The organism is Pseudomonas sp. GW101-3H06, from assembly GCF_059424605.1.
In genome coordinates, this window is record NZ_JBWKZO010000001.1 from 1392473 (window position 1) to 1406792 (window position 14320).

Consider the following 14320-nt stretch of genomic DNA (forward strand, 5'->3'; position numbering starts at 1 on the left):
GCACGATGGAGCTACCAAGCAGAATCGAACATGGCTGACATGACGAATGGAGTGACAATGTCACAGTGATGGTCGGTGTTACATCCTACGCGTAACCGAATTAGCAGGCCATTTCGCACAATTCTGAGCGGATGGTCATTCGAATGTTGAGCAACCAAGAGTAAGCCGCAATGACTGAACAATCCGTAAGTTTTCATGCGCAGACCCACTATCTGGAAGTCAATGGCAGGACTCTGGCTTACCGTACATTCGGACACGGAACGCCGCTCGTGCTCTGCGTTAGATTCCGCGGAACAATGGAGTCCTGGGACCCGATGTTTCTCGATAGTTTGGTACAGCTAGGTTTTCAGGTCACCATTTTCGACTACAGCGGGCTGGGGCGATCGACCGGTGAAAAAACGTATAACCCAGCCTCATTGGCCAAGGACACCATCGAACTGATCACTGCCCTGAAGTTGGGTAAAGTGGTCCTCGCAGGCTGGTCGGTTGGCGGTGTAGCAGCGCAAATTGTGCTCGCCCAAGCGCCTCAGCTCTTGAGCCATCTGGTTCTTATTGCAACGACACCTCCAGGCAATCTCGCCAAATCAGGTGAGCAACTTTTTTATGATCTGGCCAAGCGGGATAACGACTTCGAAGATTTCGTCAGCTTGTTTTTCGAACCCTCGTCAGCTTCCAGCAGAGCCGCAGCAGAGCGCTCTTGGAATCGGCTAGCCTCGAGGAGGGATGACGCCAGCCCGGAGGTTTCATATGAATGGGCTGGAGCACAGTTGGGCGATGCTCCGAAAAACCCGATCTTCCCGGTGGACGCCGTGCTTCATGTCCTTAAAACGACTGATGTACCGGTTCTGCATCTTGGCGCCGATCACGACATCGCTTTCCCCGTAGAGAACTGGTACGCCCTGAACGATCAGTTACCGACTCTACACCTCGTCACCTTTCCGAGCACCGGGCATGGTCCACAACTGCAGTATCCGCGCGCTGCCGCAAGGCACATTGGAGCTTTCGTGGATGCTTGCATGACCAACGCCTGATAAAAAACGTTAACTTCTGGAGACTTACGAATGGCTCGTTTCACATCAGTGCTAGCGGATCAGGCAACTGGCCCTACGGCCGAAATCTACGCAAGTATTAAAAAAACGCTGGGTAAAGTTCCTAACGCCTACGCGGCTCTCGCGACCCTCGCCCCTGCTGCGCTTCAAGCGATGCTTAATGCCGATGCAGTGCTCTCTGGAGGGCCTCTGAGCAAGCCGGACCAGGAAACCATCAAGCTCGTCATCAGTGAGCTTGCAGGCTGTGATTATTGTGTTGCTGCCCACAGCATGGTCGGAAAACTGGTCGGGCTGTCGTCTGACGCGATGCATCGGATGCGCGAAGGCCAGGCGACAGGTAGTAGCAAGCGAGATGCGCTCGTTACCTTTGTCTACTACCTGGTACGTAATCCCGGCACCCTGCCGGAAGCGCAAGTACGGGCGCTGCTGGACGCTGGATATAGCGGTGAAGAAATTGTTCACATTGGATTAGCGATCTCGGTGATCACATTCACCAACGTGTTCAACCGAATCAACGACACTACCGTCGACTTTCCCAAGCCCGAATAATTCGCTGGATAGGATCAAGCCTCAAGGATTCACTTTATGAGTACTTTCCAAGAGCAGCTGTCGGTGGGTCCCGGCATGGACGCTGTATGCAGAGCATTCGCAGTCCCGGACAGAGTGCCTGCATCTCCTCGAGAAATGGAGTTTCTCGCCAGAGCGAAACGATCCACTCTCGAAGTCGACGCGCAACACATCGTTTATTGGACGTTCGGGAAAGGGCCTCGCGTGCTGCTTGTGCATGGCTGGTGCAGCCGTGGCTCACATTTCATGAGTTTTGTTGAGCCTATCCTTGCGGCAGGCTTCTCTGTGGCCTTGTTTGATGCACCAGGCCATGGAGATTCCGAGGGAATCGTCTCCAGCATGATTCATGCCGGGAGGACAGCGTTGGCTCTTGCCGAGAAATTGGGCGATGTCCATAGCCTGATCAGCCATTCAGGTGGATCAACCGCTGCACTTTGGGCTTTGTCCAATGGACTGTCCGTAGAAAAAAGTGTGCACCTCTGCGGGCCCTCATCTATGAAAGAGGTCGTCTTGGGTATTGCTCGTGCCCATGGACTCGACAGAAAAGAAGTTCTGGTATTTAAAAACTGGGCTGAAGCTTTCGCCCGCGTGAGCCTGGACTCAGCAGATCTCCCGGCACTGACATCAGGGCTACTTCATCCGGGCCTTATTGTTCACGATGCCGGTGACCGAATCGTAGACATCTCCCAGTCTCAAGCACTGCATGCCGCTTGGTCTAACTCAACGCTGGTCGTAACAGAGGGGCTTGGGCATCGCAGGATCCTCGGCGAACTGCAGGTAATTACGGCAATTGTTGATTTCATTGAAATTTAGATCTTGCGTAACACTATCTTCAGAAAGGTTGAATGCATGTAAGGCTTGAGCCTCATGCCAGAAATCATGACTTTACTTTTCGCCAGTCAGGAAGCATTCCATGACCACTTCATCTCCGAATCCCGATGCCGGGCGCCCGCCCCGTATAGCCATTGCGGGCGCCACTGGCCGCGTAGGGGCAACCTTGATCAATCTTTTGGTCGACGACCCTGTCAGCCTAATCGCACTGACTCGAAAGAGCCCCAATACTCAGTTTTCGCCCAGGATCGCGGTCGCGACCGTAGATTTTGACCAGCCGCCAACACTCAGAGAGGCCCTGCGAGGCGTCGATAAGTTGTTCGTGGCGCATGGGACGTCAGACCGTCAGGTAGAAAATGAAATCGCGCTGATTGACGCTGCCGTCGCGTCAGGCGTTCGCCATATAGTCAAGCTTTCCGTCATGGGACCCGCGACACCACTAAATCCATTCGCTTGGCACATGCTTATCGAAGCGCATTTGGCCTCTCAGCCGGTGGCGTCAACCGTACTGAGACCTACTACGTTCGCTGACGTGCTCAAACGTGCCGGTCCTCAGGTTGCGCGAGGGATTTGGGCAGGCACTGCAGGCCAGGGCTCTGTCAATTTCATAGACACTCGAGATGTCGCCGAGGCGGCGCGGGTCGCCCTGCTGGAAGAGGTGACTGCTAAATCACAACGTGCGTATCACTTGACCGGGCCGCGGGCCTGGACGATGCAGGAAGTGGCACAGGAGCTCTCGCATCTGCTCAAGCGTACCGTTACTTACAATTCCCGCTCTGTGACTGACTATCGCGCAGCTTTGATCGCTGACGGTACGCCTGCGATGGTTACTGAACTGTATATCGGTCTGGAATTTCTGTTTCACGAGTCGGCGCTGGCAGAAAGCACCCTGACTGTTGAGCAACTGACAGGGCATCCACCGCGCTCGCTATCGGACTGGTTAATCGAAAATATCAGCCTATTCCGTTGACTGACTCGAGTCCTACGGTATCTACCGTAAGTGGTGTGAACCTGGGCTCGCGGCCTCAGAGTTGAACTCACGACCTTTATAAGTGAAACCGTGGCCGCGTTTCGATAGCGCGGTAAAGGCCGATAGCTGCCGATCATGAAGGACTGCTTTTGGCCGATAGCAGCCACCTCCGTCGAAGCAGCAGCCACCAAGTCAAGATATTCAACCCATCGAAATCAACTCAAATACTTGGCAAGAATCCCTTCTCTGCCAGCCACTTCAACGCATCAACCATGATCTCTTCGTTGTTCACCACTTCCGTGAAGCCCGCACGACGGATCTTGTTCATGTCCGAAATCATGTCGAATCCGGTGTTGAAGATAAAGTCACCGAACGGCCAGCCAACCAGCTTGTCATAGGGCAATGTGCTGAGCTCATGCTCAGTTGCCAGTCGCTCCCAGTCCTTGGCTTTACCGGGCATGTGCTTGGCGAGAGAAAACGGCTGAGGCGTGGCGACCTCCATGTTTAGCGCTTCGGCGATCTTGATCCAGATGCGTTCCCAGCGAAACGGCTCTCCTACCAGGTTGAAGGCTTCGTTACGGGCCGTGGGTGCGAGTGCGGCCCATAGGCTCGCGCGTGCCAGCCAATGCGCGTCGGTGAGTTGAGCAACGACCTCTCGATACGTGCGCATGGAGCCAGGGAAACGCAGTGGCACACCTGCCTGTTTGCTCAGCGCTGCGAAGACACCAATCACCATTGCGATGTTCATCGGGTTGCCGGCAATGTCGCCTACCACCACATCTGGCCTGAGGATGCTCCAATCCAGGCCGTCGCTGACCTGTCTTTCTCTGAGCAAATCCTCTTGGGCATAGTAGAAATTGGCAGCCACGTGGCGTGGGTCATCTTCATAGAATGGTGCGACGCTTGCGCCCAGGTGAACGCCATACACTTTTGCCCCCTGATAATGCACAACCCGCTGTAGCGGAGCACCGTTGGCCTTTAACCCGTCCAGAACGTTTCTAAGCATCACGGTGTTGATTTCAGACTCGCGCGCCAATTCAGGATCGGTCTGCAACGCCGCATAGAACACATGAGTGGTATCTGATGCGGCTTCGAGCGCTAACCGGGTTGCCTTAGCATCGCTTAGATCACAATCGATGGCCTCGACGCCCGGCAGGTTCGTTTTACGCAAAGCCCGCACGGACCATTCAGGCGCACTGAACAGCGTGTCGACCAAAGCGCTGCCGATGATCCCGCTGGAACCAACGACAAGTGCTACGTGTTTATCGCTCATTTCAAAATCCTCATGGTGAAGTGGAAAGGCTTAGCGTCAGGTAATGCGACCACCACCATCGACGTGGAGCACGGTGCCTTTGATGAAGCCATTTCCCATCATTGACAGCGCAGCGTCTGCAAGATCATCAGCTTGGCCGACCCGACCTACCGGAAGGCTACCCGCGACGCTTTCGAGAAGACCTTGATGATCCTCGCGGCTCAGGAAGTCCCGAGTCGGGGTGTCGACGACACCTGACGAGACGACGTTGACCCGTATCGGCTTGATCTCCAATGCTTCACTGGGTGCGTCGGACGCGCACCCTATAGAGCACCGACTCACTAAAAAAGGCTCAGATCAAATATAAAAAACAGTATCAGATTGGCGCCGTTGGCTGACTTTGCCTTCTCGACTCGAGGCAATTTCTCGGCCAATTTCATCCACCACCACCACCACCACCACTGCATCGCGTTCGCCATACTGGAAATTGGCACGTCCTGCACTGAACCCTTCCTCGCGACTCCAAATTAGTTTCACCGGACGCCCCACTGCCTTGGACAAATTGATGGCCTGCGGGTACGGGCTGGCGGAATCGTACAGAAAATGCCGCCCGAAGAATCCACCCACCAGCGGCGAATGCAATGTGATGCGGGAAAGCTCCAGACCAGTGCGTTTGACTATGTCCGCACGGAACATGTCCGGCGCTTGATTCGGCAGCCAGACCTCCTGCGAACCGTCCGGATTGAATTTGGCCAGCGCAGAAGGCGGTTCCAACTGCCCGTGGTTCAGGTATTGGTTGTGGTAAGTGGCGTCGATCCGGGTCTTGGCATTGACAAGAATCGTAGCAACGTCCCTTGGTTTTCGTCAGGAAGGTATTCGCTGTTTCTGCTAAACAAATTATCTTTTACGTGCGGGGTACCCTTTACCGTCCACCATGATCAGCACCAGCGCGGCTTTTTGGACTCGGTAACGACTAATTGCTCTGAATATCAATTATCTCGATGAAGTTTTTTATTAAGGGCGACTGCTGACTTTTTCGCCAGACGAAATAGATATCGCTCGAGTCCAGGCCAGGCACATGATCGGCCTGAAATGTATCCGCTTGGCTAGCGTAAAGGTCGACATAACTTTCCGGAACACAGGCGAAGCCTAACCCTTCTGCTATACATGCAAAAATACTCGGATACGACTCGATTTCCAAAATCGCCCGAGGCTGGATGCCGTTGCTTTCAAGCCAGTTGTCAACCTGGTATCTGTAGTGACAGGTGCGACCAAATACATACAGTTCAAGTCCAGCCAAGCTTCCGGGGGTGGGCGAGGAGAAAGCCTTCGGTACCACTCTCAGTAAGCGCTCACGAAAGGCTAAGCGGCTTTCAAGCAACGGATGCTCGATTGGGCCATCAGTGAGGATCAGATCAAGCTCGCCATCGATCAATAGTCGCTCCAAGTGTAGCGAGTGCTCCGGACGGATGTGGAGATCTACCCCCGGCGCCTCCAGACGGTACCGTACGAGACGCTGGGGCAGATGATTAGCCAGCGCTACATCCAGCGCCCCGACTCGAAGCACACCATTAATGGAATCGGTCGAAAAAAGCGAGCGTGTTTCAGCCGCCAGATCGACGAGCAACTTTGCGTTGCGGTAGACCAGCCTACCTTCGGGTGTAACCAGCAACCGGTTTTTTTCTCGGTTGAACAGGACGACACCCAGCTGGTCTTCAAGCTCTCGTAGCCTTGCTGTGATGTTCGAAGGTACGCAATGCAGCTGTACGGCGGCGGCGGCTATTGTGCCGTGCTCTACGACGGCGCAAAAAAAACCGAGCTGTGAAAGCTTCAAGACATTTTCCTTTTGTGATGGCACTGCTCACTTTTTGTCACTTTTAGTGATTCCAGTGTGAGCTTAACATCGGCCTCGCAAAGGCATCCAATGACCGTAATCTTCGGGCCTCAAGGGCTCGCGATAGATAGGGCGTGGACGCACGGCTTTCGTCTCTGTTCGAGAAAGCCTTCTAAGAGATGTCGGCCTTGCGGGCCGATGCTGCAGCGGAGAAACTGATGCGCATCCTACATACCATGCTACGCGTAGTAGATCTGGATAAAACCATTCACTTCTACACCAAAGTGCTCGGCATGAGCCTTTTGAGACGGAAAGACTATCCCGAGGGCAAATTCACTCTTGCTTTCCTCGGGTATGGCCCGGAGACAGAATCTGCCGTCTTGGAACTGACGCGAAATTGGGGACAAGATAGCTATGAACTTGGTGATGCATACGGGCATGTCGCTATCGAGGTTGAGGATGCAGAAGCGGTGTGCAACCGCGCAGCAATCCTGGGATATCGCGTTCCTCGGCCAGCAGGTGTCATGAAACATGGACGCACGATAATCGCTTTCATTGAAGATCCCAACGGGTACAAAGTCGAACTGATACAAAAAGGCACACAATTCGACTAACCAGGTTTTGGCATGCCGGTTCGGTTCTAAATCGCTCCTTTTGGATCAAGATTTCACAACGAATCGAAGACGAGGGTGCAGCGTAACCGTCCGGCGAAGTCACCTACCCGACTTCAGCGCTAAGGGCGATGTTCTCCACTTAATGATCGGCTGTATTCGGCCGATTCTTTTGAAAAAGTAGCTCCCCTGGCTGGCCTCCAGCAAAATTTCGGCATTGGCCAGCAGGGATGCACGCAGCATGATGGGACAGTTATCGAGTGGGCAGGAGTGACTGTTTTACTCGTTCAACCTTGAAGATCACATTCCAGTCACTCACCTTCTGCGCAGCAGTGATCGATGTCTTGATCTGAGCGACCTGCGCCAGAACCTCGCCGATTTCTATAGTGCGTAATTGCATGGACTTGACCACCCATTTGCATTCGACTTGACCAGTCGTTTGCAATCGGATTTGACCAGCACACTGGGTGGCCTTGACCGGCAAAAAACGACCCAAAGCTGACCGTGAGCACAACAACTGAAAACGGGATTTTTCCTTTTGCCCCTGATGTAAATTTTACTATGTATCGCGCGGGATCAAGGGATTCAGCCCAAGATGAAAAACACTTTTCGAACCTCCGTAAGGTTCTCCCAAGTACCCTGAAATCCCGCAGCGATGACGAAGGAATCGCCAGGGCCAAAAGTACGAGACTTACGTTCGTTATCAGTCAGCCGCACTGTGCCTTCCAGAATATGGCAGAGCTCATCGAAGTCGCATTCACAGCGTTCCAGGTGAGGGCCTGCCTCCCAGATACCAGCGATAGCCTTTTTTCCTAGTTCGTTGAAATGCCTCCAGGTTGCGCTACGGTAAGGCGCATCGACCAACTCTGGGTCATTGATCTCGCGCTCCAGTGGAGCGAGTGCCTGGTCCTTGAAATCGATTACGTGCTTGGGCAGTGCCGTTGTCATAGTGTTCTCCAGATCACGAGTCGAAACCGATGCCCAAGGCATCGAAGGTTTTGAGCAGCAGGTCGCGATGGCCGTCGCGGTCTTCCCGCGCCAATGAGCGCTGCGCCATCTTTACGCCAACGTAGCGCAAAGGCTCGGGCGGAAAGCGAAAGGGGGCTTTGGAAGTCATCATCAGTTCGGTCCGTTCGGTGCGCTCACCGGACAGTAAATCAAGCATGTTCTGCGCGGCGAAGCGGCTCGCCGAGACGCCCTGGCCAGTGAAACCCAAGGCATAGGCAACGCAGCCCTGGTGTTCGCAACCGGTGAACAGCGTAGTGCGCGCCGAGGTGTCGATGATCCCGCCCCAGGCATGGCTGAAAGAGATATGGCGCAGTGCGGGGAAGGCCTTGCGGAACTGCTCGGCCAGCCGATTGAAGCTCTCGGGCCGTTGCGTCAGTTCTTCATCACGGCGGCCGCCAAAGTAATATATGGCATCGTAGCCGCCCCAGAGAATCCGGTTGTCGGCCGTCTTGCGCAGGTAGTGAAACTGGTTCCCAGCGTCGGCAATGCCATAACGACCGTTCCAGCCGATCGCTTGCAATTGCGCTTCGCTCAACGGCTCACTGACCAGCGTGTAGTCGTAGACCGGGACCACGCTGGAGGCCAGGTGCCCCAGCAGAGGGGGCGCGATATTGGTGGCCAGGGCAACCTTACCTGCGCGCACGTCACCGTCTGCTGTGCGTAACAGTAGGCCGTCTTGTTCAGGGCGTAACTCCCGCACAGGGCTTTGCTCGAATATTTGAACCCCTTGCTCAAGGCAAACGCGGCGAAGTTCTGCCGCCATTTTGGCTGGGTTAAGCAGGGCGTAGTTCGCTTCGAACAGGCCCGCATGATAGACGGGGGAATTGAGACGCTGGGTCAGCGCGTCGCCCTCAAGCCATTCGCATTCAATACCGAAGCGGGCGTAGTTGCGCTGCATCGAGCGCAAGCCGTCGATCTGCCACGGATGGCTGGCCAGGTTCAGTTTTCCTTCGCGTTCAAACTCAACGTGCATGCCGAAACGCTGAAGATCGTTAGCCAATTCGTCGAGGTTTTGCCGGCCCAGCCGGATCAGACGTTCGGCCTCCATTGGCCATCGCTTCAAAGCGTTGGAGACGCCATGGGAAATGCTGGGCGCGCAGAACCCGCCATTGCGGCCGCTGGCTTCGCCGCCGCAGCGTCTGGCTTCGATGACTGCGATGCTGCGGGACGGCCAGCGTTGGCGAGCCAGCAGGGCTGTCCAGAGACCGGTGAAACCGCCGCCGACCACGGCCAGGTCGCAGTGCAGGTTACCGGCCACGGACGGGCAGGGCGGGGGTTGTGAAATGCTGTCAATCCAGTAAGGTTTTGGCTGGACGTTAGCCAGCGAAGCGTGCAGCTGAGGGACGTTCATAAGAAGCTCCGGCGATGCGTCGGACGATGATGGCTGCAGGTTACCCCCTGCAGTGGGCCGGAAAATGCCCGACGGCTGCTTGCGGGCACGCGCGGAAAAATCAAAGTGATGGCGGGACAATGAATAAGAGTGAAGAGTGTCAGACGACACGGGTTTCTCTGGGCGCTGAGACGTTCCAGGAGGACCCTGCCAGCGCGCAAACCCATGCGCTGATCATGCGTTACCACCAGGCCTGGCGCCTTCGCGAGATTGATACGCTGTTGACGCTGCTTGATCCGCAGGTGGAGTACAACGATTTTTTCCAGGGCCGTCGCATTGCCCCGCACGAACTGCGCGACTACCTGTTGGCTAGCATGCCGGCGGCGGGGGATGAAACGCAGCATTACGTCGATCGCTTGCGCGTGGACGGTGACACCGCCTTCTTGCAGTACGAGGTGACCTTGCGCGGCACCCAAGGGCTGGTTTCGTTCCAGGCGTGCGAAGCCTTAACCGTTCATGCAGGGCGGGTGGTGCGAGTCAATGAACACTCGGTTCTGGTAGGGCAACAGAACAGCACACGGTCAAAGTCGGCCTCGCGAGTCGCCTCCAGTCGCCTCGGTTTGTCAGCGCGTCAGCTGAGTTTGCTGACCAGCGATCTGCTGCAGTATTTCCAGGATCACCAGCCGTACCTGAACCCAGATCTGGACATGGCGCAGGTGGCGGCCGCCACTGGTTATACACGCAATCAGATCTCTTTCTTCCTTAATCAGGTAATGGGCTGCAGCTTCTACCAACACATCAATCAGATGCGCTTGCGCCACTTGCTGGGGCAGCTGGAGAACGTCATTACCACAACACGCATCGACGAACTGGCGCGCGGGGCAGGGTTTCGCTCTCTGTCGACGTTCTATCGTTGTTTTCGTGAACAAACCGGGCTCTCTCCAAAGGCCTATCTGGAGCGTTCGGCCCGTGCTGTTTGAGTGCGTGCGGGCCCGCGTGCATGACAAGGCAGGCTCACCGCTCCTACTCTGACTTTATGCTCTGCTCACTGGCAATTACGCTCACCTATCGTGGCGAGCTCATCAGGAGAGCAGCATGCGTGACCAACTTTATATTAATGGCTCGTGGCAGCCCGCCGGCAACAGCCGCACCCTCGACGTGTATGACCCCAGCAGCGAATCGGTGATCCAACAGGTGGCGGCCGCGAGTCCGGAAGATATCGATGAGGCGGTGCAAGCCGCCCGCGTAGCTTTCGATGAAGGTGTCTGGCCGACCTTGAGCGGAGAATCGCGAGCAGGCTATCTGCGGGCGATTGCCGAGGGCATCCGCGAACGTCGCGATGACTTGGCGCGCCTTGAGGTTCAAGACAACGGCAAACCATTGCCCGAAGCGCAATGGGATATCGACGATGCGATTGGCTGCTTCGAGTATTACGCAGGGCTCGCAGAACAAATCAATGACGCCGGGGAGCTGGTGACGTTGCCCGACGATCGCTTCCGATGCCGTGTGTTGCGCGAGCCCGTCGGCGTGGCGGGGCAAATCATTCCCTGGAACTACCCTTTGCTGATGGCTGCGTGGAAAGTCGCGCCGGCCCTGGCGGCTGGTTGCACCATGGTGCTCAAGCCCTCGGAGCTGACGCCGCTGACCGCGCTGGAATTGGCCGCTATCGCCGATGAGGTCGAGCTGCCGCCCGGGGTTTTGAATGTCGTGACGGGGCTTGGTCGAGACGCTGGCGCAACGCTGTCGATCCACCCCGGCGTCGACAAACTGGCATTCACCGGCAGCGTGCCAACCGGCAGAGCGATCATGCAGGCGGCGGCCCAGGACATCAAAAATGTCAGCCTGGAACTGGGCGGAAAATCAGCATTCATCGTGTTCGACGACAGTGATATTGAGGCGGCAGTCGAGTGGATTCTGTTTGGCATTTTCTGGAATCAGGGGCAAGTCTGCTCCGCCACGTCTCGCCTGCTGGTGCAAGACCGACTGCACGACCGGCTGGTTGAGCGACTGGTTGAAGAGACCCGCAAAATCCGTCTAGGCAATGGTCTGGAGTCCGGCACATTGCTTGGCCCTCTGGTCAGCCAGGGGCAGTACGAAAAAGTGCTGCAGGCGATCGAACGAGGCTGCAGAGAAGGCGCGCGTCTAGTCAGCGGTGGTCGCCGCCCGGCGCATTTACAGCGCGGCTGGTTTGTGGAACCCACCGTATTTATCGACACACCGCTGGACAGTGCGTTGTGGTGTGAAGAGATATTCGGTCCGGTTTTGGCGGTGCGCCGTTTCAGCGACGAAGCAGAGGCCGTTCGCCTTGCAAATGCCAGCAATTTCGGTCTGGCGACGGGGGTGATGTCTGCCGACCTTAAGCGCTGTGACCGTGTCAGCCGAGCGCTGCGCGCCGGGATCGTCTGGGTCAACTGTTCACAACCCACCTTTGTCCAGGCGCCCTGGGGCGGTTACAAGCAAAGCGGCATCGGGCGAGAGCTGGGTGCGTGGGGTCTGAGTAATTATCAGGAAACCAAGCAGATCACCGAGTACTGCAGTGATCAGCCTTGGGGCTGGTACTTGAAGCCCTGACCCAAGCTCCAGCGCGTGCTGGCGATCCTGTGAGGTTTGCCAGCGCGTGTACATCGCCATCCACCCCCACATTTCCGAGCATTGCGCTCCCACTGACGGTAAGCTTCCGGTTCTATCAATCGAAACAGATGGAATCAGGATCATGAAGTCTGTGGCTACTCCAGACGTTGCTCCCCTCGCGCAAAGCGAAGTGCAAAGCCTCAAGCCAAAAGCCCGCAAGATGACCCAGAAGACGGTCAAGACCAAAGAGCAAATCATTGAAGGTGCCTTGGCCTGCTTGATCGCCGACGGTGTGGCGGGTGCGACCACGCGCAAGATTGCCGCGCAGGCCGGGGTGCCTCTGGCGGCGCTGCATTATCATTTTTCGAGTAAGGAAAGCCTGCTGTTCGCCGTACTCGAAGGGCTGGCCAAAAAGCTCAAGGATGCCATCAGCGCCGAAGCGGCGCCGTCCAGGAGCTTGGCACAGTGCATCGAACGGGTGTTGCTGGCGGACTGGAGCATTGCCCAGAAAAACCGTGAAATCCAGACAGTGCAATACGAGTTGACGCTGTTCGCCCTGCGGACCAAAGAGGCGGACTGGCTCGCCAAAGGGCAATACGAAGATTACCTCAATGCCCATGAGCAGGTATTTAGCCAGTACATCGATACTACTGATGCCGCCGCGGTCGAGCGTATCCGCGATCTGTCGCAACTGGCGTTGACGGGAATCGATGGGATCATCTTGCTGGAGCTGGCAGCGCCCGACGCCAAGCGCTCGCAGTCGGCGGTGCGCAACCTGATCTCTTCCCTGCAGAAAACCTACGGCTGATCCGGCAGGGCGTAACGCCCTGCCGGCACAAGTCAGCGTGTGGTTTCAGGCAGGCTCAGGCCCATGGCGTGGTACTGCGCTGGATGGGTCCATTTGAGCCGCATGGCGCAGGCCATGCCCGCCGCGCAAGTCAGCAGGACAAGGTAGGGGAATGAGCGCACAACCCAGGAGTCCGAACCGCTCATCAACGCCAGGTTGTTGATGACCAGTATCAGTGAAGCGGCCAGCAGCACCGCGCTGGCGGCCGGTGCTAACAGACGTTGCCAGAGCGATGTACCGCGGGCATCCTTCCAGAAAAAGCCGATGACCGCCAGGCTCGCAAATACCTGTACGGTAATCATTCCGATGGTGGAAAGCGCGGCCATCCACGAGTAGATCACCAGATACGGGTCCTGGTCGAAGAGAGCAAAAGCCCCCATTGCCAGCAATGCGGTTAGCGTCTGTACGCGCCCAGCAATGTACGGCGATTGGTGAACGCCATGGGTGCGCGCCAGCCCCTTCCACAGTAGCTGTTCGCGGCCCATGGCGAAGAGATAGCGGGTGATGGAGTTATGAAAGGCCAAAATGGCGGCAAACATGCTGGTCAGCACCAGGACGTTCATCAGAGTGGCAGCGCCATGGCCCAGTAGCTCACCGCAGATTTTCAGCCAGAGGTTGCCCGGGTCTTTGGTTGCCATTTCCATCGCACCGTCTGCGCCATAGGCCTGGATGATTGCCCAGGCCGAGAAGCCATAGAACAGCATGATGGAGATGACCGCCAGATAGGTGGCTCGAGGGATGGTACGCACCGGATTGCGCGCTTCCTCGGAGAAGATCGCTGTGGCTTCAAAACCCAGGAACGCGCAGATTGCGAAGATCATCCCAATGCCCAGGCCCGGCGCCAGAATCTGCGATGGGGTAAATGGCGCAGCGGTGAAGCCGTGGCCATTTCCGTTGGAGAGGATAATGGCGACATCGATGGCGATGACGATGGCCGTTTCAGCGATCATCAGCACGGCCAGCAGCTTGCCGCTGAAGTCGATATCGCGAGATCCACAGAAGTGCACCAGCCAGATGGTTGCCAGCACCAGTGCGATCCACGGCACATCGAGGCCCCAATGGCTTTTCAGTGCTTCGCTGAGGAAGTAGCCGAAGCCGCCGTAGAGGGCAAATTGCACCGCGTTATAGGCCAGCAGGGCCATGAGCGCGCACCCCGCCCCCAACTGCGGGTTCAGCCCTCGGGTTACGAACGTGTAGAAGGCGCCGGCATTACCGATGTGTCGGTTCATCGCGCAATAGCCGACGGCAAACAGCAGGTAGATCAGCCCGGCGATGAGAAATAGGCTGGGAATGCCCACCCCTCCACCCATGGAAATCGCCAGGGGGACACTGCCTACAACGACCGTAAGTGGCGCGGCCGCTGCGACCACAAAGAACACTATGCCTGCTACGCCGATGGCGTTTTTGCGTAAACCTGTTTGGTGTGTACTCGACATCTTTTTCGCTCCCG

At 56.5% G+C, this 14320-nt stretch carries 14 protein-coding genes and 1 pseudogene; 8 read left to right on the forward strand and 7 right to left on the reverse strand.

The genetic code is table 11. The annotated features are described in order from the left end of the window. Nucleotides 1–170 precede the first annotated feature (170 nt). From AC07ZE_RS06260 to AC07ZE_RS06275, 4 genes are all read left to right on the forward strand, one after another. Nucleotides 171–1031 carry an alpha/beta fold hydrolase gene (locus tag AC07ZE_RS06260; RefSeq protein ID WP_207262435.1) on the forward strand — a complete coding sequence of 287 codons (861 nt, stop codon included), beginning with the start codon at nucleotides 171–173 and terminating at the stop codon, nucleotides 1029–1031. 30 nt (nucleotides 1032–1061) lie between these two features. Next, nucleotides 1062–1598, forward strand: a complete 537-nt coding sequence (locus AC07ZE_RS06265) for a carboxymuconolactone decarboxylase family protein (RefSeq protein ID WP_207262437.1) — start codon at nucleotides 1062–1064, stop codon at nucleotides 1596–1598. Nucleotides 1599–1634: 36 nt separating this feature from the next. Beyond that, entirely contained in the window at nucleotides 1635–2429 is a 795-nt protein-coding gene (locus AC07ZE_RS06270; protein WP_207262439.1) for an alpha/beta fold hydrolase, read from the forward strand. 100 nt (nucleotides 2430–2529) lie between these two features. After that, on the forward strand, nucleotides 2530–3417 hold the full coding sequence (locus tag AC07ZE_RS06275) for an SDR family oxidoreductase (RefSeq protein WP_207262441.1): 888 nt from the start codon (nucleotides 2530–2532) through the stop codon (nucleotides 3415–3417). Nucleotides 3418–3637: 220 nt separating this feature from the next. On the opposite strand, the gene AC07ZE_RS06280 is transcribed toward AC07ZE_RS06275, so the two are convergent. The 4 genes and pseudogenes from AC07ZE_RS06280 to AC07ZE_RS06295 form a co-directional block, all read right to left on the reverse strand. Beyond that, nucleotides 3638–4690, reverse strand: coding sequence for an SDR family oxidoreductase (locus tag AC07ZE_RS06280; protein ID WP_084321206.1), 1053 nt, complete (start codon nucleotides 4688–4690; stop codon nucleotides 3638–3640). A gap of 36 nt (nucleotides 4691–4726) precedes the next feature. Next, nucleotides 4727–4963 (reverse strand): SDR family oxidoreductase, encoded by a 237-nt coding sequence (locus tag AC07ZE_RS06285; RefSeq protein WP_207262443.1) that lies wholly within the window; start codon nucleotides 4961–4963, stop codon nucleotides 4727–4729. A 210-nt stretch (nucleotides 4964–5173) separates the two neighbouring features. After that, nucleotides 5174–5521, reverse strand: a pseudogene (locus tag AC07ZE_RS06290) (molybdopterin cofactor-binding domain-containing protein); the annotation flags it as partial. 121 nt (nucleotides 5522–5642) lie between these two features. Then, the gene (locus AC07ZE_RS06295; RefSeq protein WP_084321204.1) at nucleotides 5643–6503 is read right to left on the reverse strand and encodes a LysR family transcriptional regulator; all 861 of its coding nucleotides are present in this window, start codon (nucleotides 6501–6503) and stop codon (nucleotides 5643–5645) included. Between the two features lie 218 nt (nucleotides 6504–6721). Between AC07ZE_RS06295 and gloA the strand changes: the two genes are divergently transcribed. Next, on the forward strand, nucleotides 6722–7117 hold the full coding sequence (gloA, locus tag AC07ZE_RS06300) for a lactoylglutathione lyase (RefSeq protein ID WP_084321250.1): 396 nt from the start codon (nucleotides 6722–6724) through the stop codon (nucleotides 7115–7117). Between the two features lie 582 nt (nucleotides 7118–7699). On the opposite strand, the gene AC07ZE_RS06305 is transcribed toward gloA, so the two are convergent. Both AC07ZE_RS06305 and AC07ZE_RS06310 read right to left on the reverse strand, forming a co-directional pair. After that, nucleotides 7700–8062: a cupin domain-containing protein gene (locus tag AC07ZE_RS06305; RefSeq protein ID WP_207262445.1), complete on the reverse strand. Its 363-nt coding sequence runs from the start codon at nucleotides 8060–8062 to the stop codon at nucleotides 7700–7702. Nucleotides 8063–8075: 13 nt separating this feature from the next. Next, complete coding sequence (locus AC07ZE_RS06310; RefSeq protein WP_207262447.1) at nucleotides 8076–9473, reverse strand: NAD(P)/FAD-dependent oxidoreductase; 1398 nt, start codon at nucleotides 9471–9473, stop codon at nucleotides 8076–8078. A gap of 215 nt (nucleotides 9474–9688) precedes the next feature. On the opposite strand from AC07ZE_RS06310, the gene AC07ZE_RS06315 reads away from it, so the two are divergent. From AC07ZE_RS06315 to AC07ZE_RS06325, 3 genes are all read left to right on the forward strand, one after another. Continuing rightward, on the forward strand, nucleotides 9689–10432 hold the full coding sequence (locus tag AC07ZE_RS06315) for an AraC family transcriptional regulator (protein WP_259332010.1): 744 nt from the start codon (nucleotides 9689–9691) through the stop codon (nucleotides 10430–10432). 115 nt (nucleotides 10433–10547) lie between these two features. After that, the gene (locus tag AC07ZE_RS06320; RefSeq protein ID WP_207262449.1) at nucleotides 10548–12023 is read left to right on the forward strand and encodes an aldehyde dehydrogenase family protein; all 1476 of its coding nucleotides are present in this window, start codon (nucleotides 10548–10550) and stop codon (nucleotides 12021–12023) included. A 142-nt stretch (nucleotides 12024–12165) separates the two neighbouring features. Next, nucleotides 12166–12831: a TetR/AcrR family transcriptional regulator gene (locus tag AC07ZE_RS06325; RefSeq protein ID WP_207262451.1), complete on the forward strand. Its 666-nt coding sequence runs from the start codon at nucleotides 12166–12168 to the stop codon at nucleotides 12829–12831. A gap of 32 nt (nucleotides 12832–12863) precedes the next feature. Here the strand turns inward: AC07ZE_RS06325 and AC07ZE_RS06330 are convergent, their stop codons facing one another. Continuing rightward, nucleotides 12864–14306, reverse strand: a complete 1443-nt coding sequence (locus AC07ZE_RS06330) for an APC family permease (RefSeq protein ID WP_207262453.1) — start codon at nucleotides 14304–14306, stop codon at nucleotides 12864–12866. Nucleotides 14307–14320: the final 14 nt, after the last annotated feature.

Bases quoted from the DNA above. Each gene is read 5' to 3' on its own strand.
- AC07ZE_RS06305 (WP_207262445.1), bottom strand. From the start codon at position 8,062: ATGACAACGGCACTGCCCAAGCACGTAATCGATTTCAAGGACCAGGCA.
- AC07ZE_RS06270 (WP_207262439.1), top strand. From the start codon at position 1,635: ATGAGTACTTTCCAAGAGCAGCTGTCGGTGGGTCCCGGCATGGACGCT.
- AC07ZE_RS06330 (WP_207262453.1), bottom strand. From the start codon at position 14,306: ATGTCGAGTACACACCAAACAGGTTTACGCAAAAACGCCATCGGCGTA.
- gloA (WP_084321250.1), top strand. From the start codon at position 6,722: ATGCGCATCCTACATACCATGCTACGCGTAGTAGATCTGGATAAAACC.
- AC07ZE_RS06260 (WP_207262435.1), top strand. From the start codon at position 171: ATGACTGAACAATCCGTAAGTTTTCATGCGCAGACCCACTATCTGGAA.
- AC07ZE_RS06275 (WP_207262441.1), top strand. From the start codon at position 2,530: ATGACCACTTCATCTCCGAATCCCGATGCCGGGCGCCCGCCCCGTATA.
- AC07ZE_RS06315 (WP_259332010.1), top strand. From the start codon at position 9,689: ATGCGTTACCACCAGGCCTGGCGCCTTCGCGAGATTGATACGCTGTTG.
- AC07ZE_RS06280 (WP_084321206.1), bottom strand. From the start codon at position 4,690: ATGAGCGATAAACACGTAGCACTTGTCGTTGGTTCCAGCGGGATCATC.
- AC07ZE_RS06325 (WP_207262451.1), top strand. From the start codon at position 12,166: ATGAAGTCTGTGGCTACTCCAGACGTTGCTCCCCTCGCGCAAAGCGAA.
- AC07ZE_RS06320 (WP_207262449.1), top strand. From the start codon at position 10,548: ATGCGTGACCAACTTTATATTAATGGCTCGTGGCAGCCCGCCGGCAAC.
- AC07ZE_RS06310 (WP_207262447.1), bottom strand. From the start codon at position 9,473: ATGAACGTCCCTCAGCTGCACGCTTCGCTGGCTAACGTCCAGCCAAAA.
- AC07ZE_RS06265 (WP_207262437.1), top strand. From the start codon at position 1,062: ATGGCTCGTTTCACATCAGTGCTAGCGGATCAGGCAACTGGCCCTACG.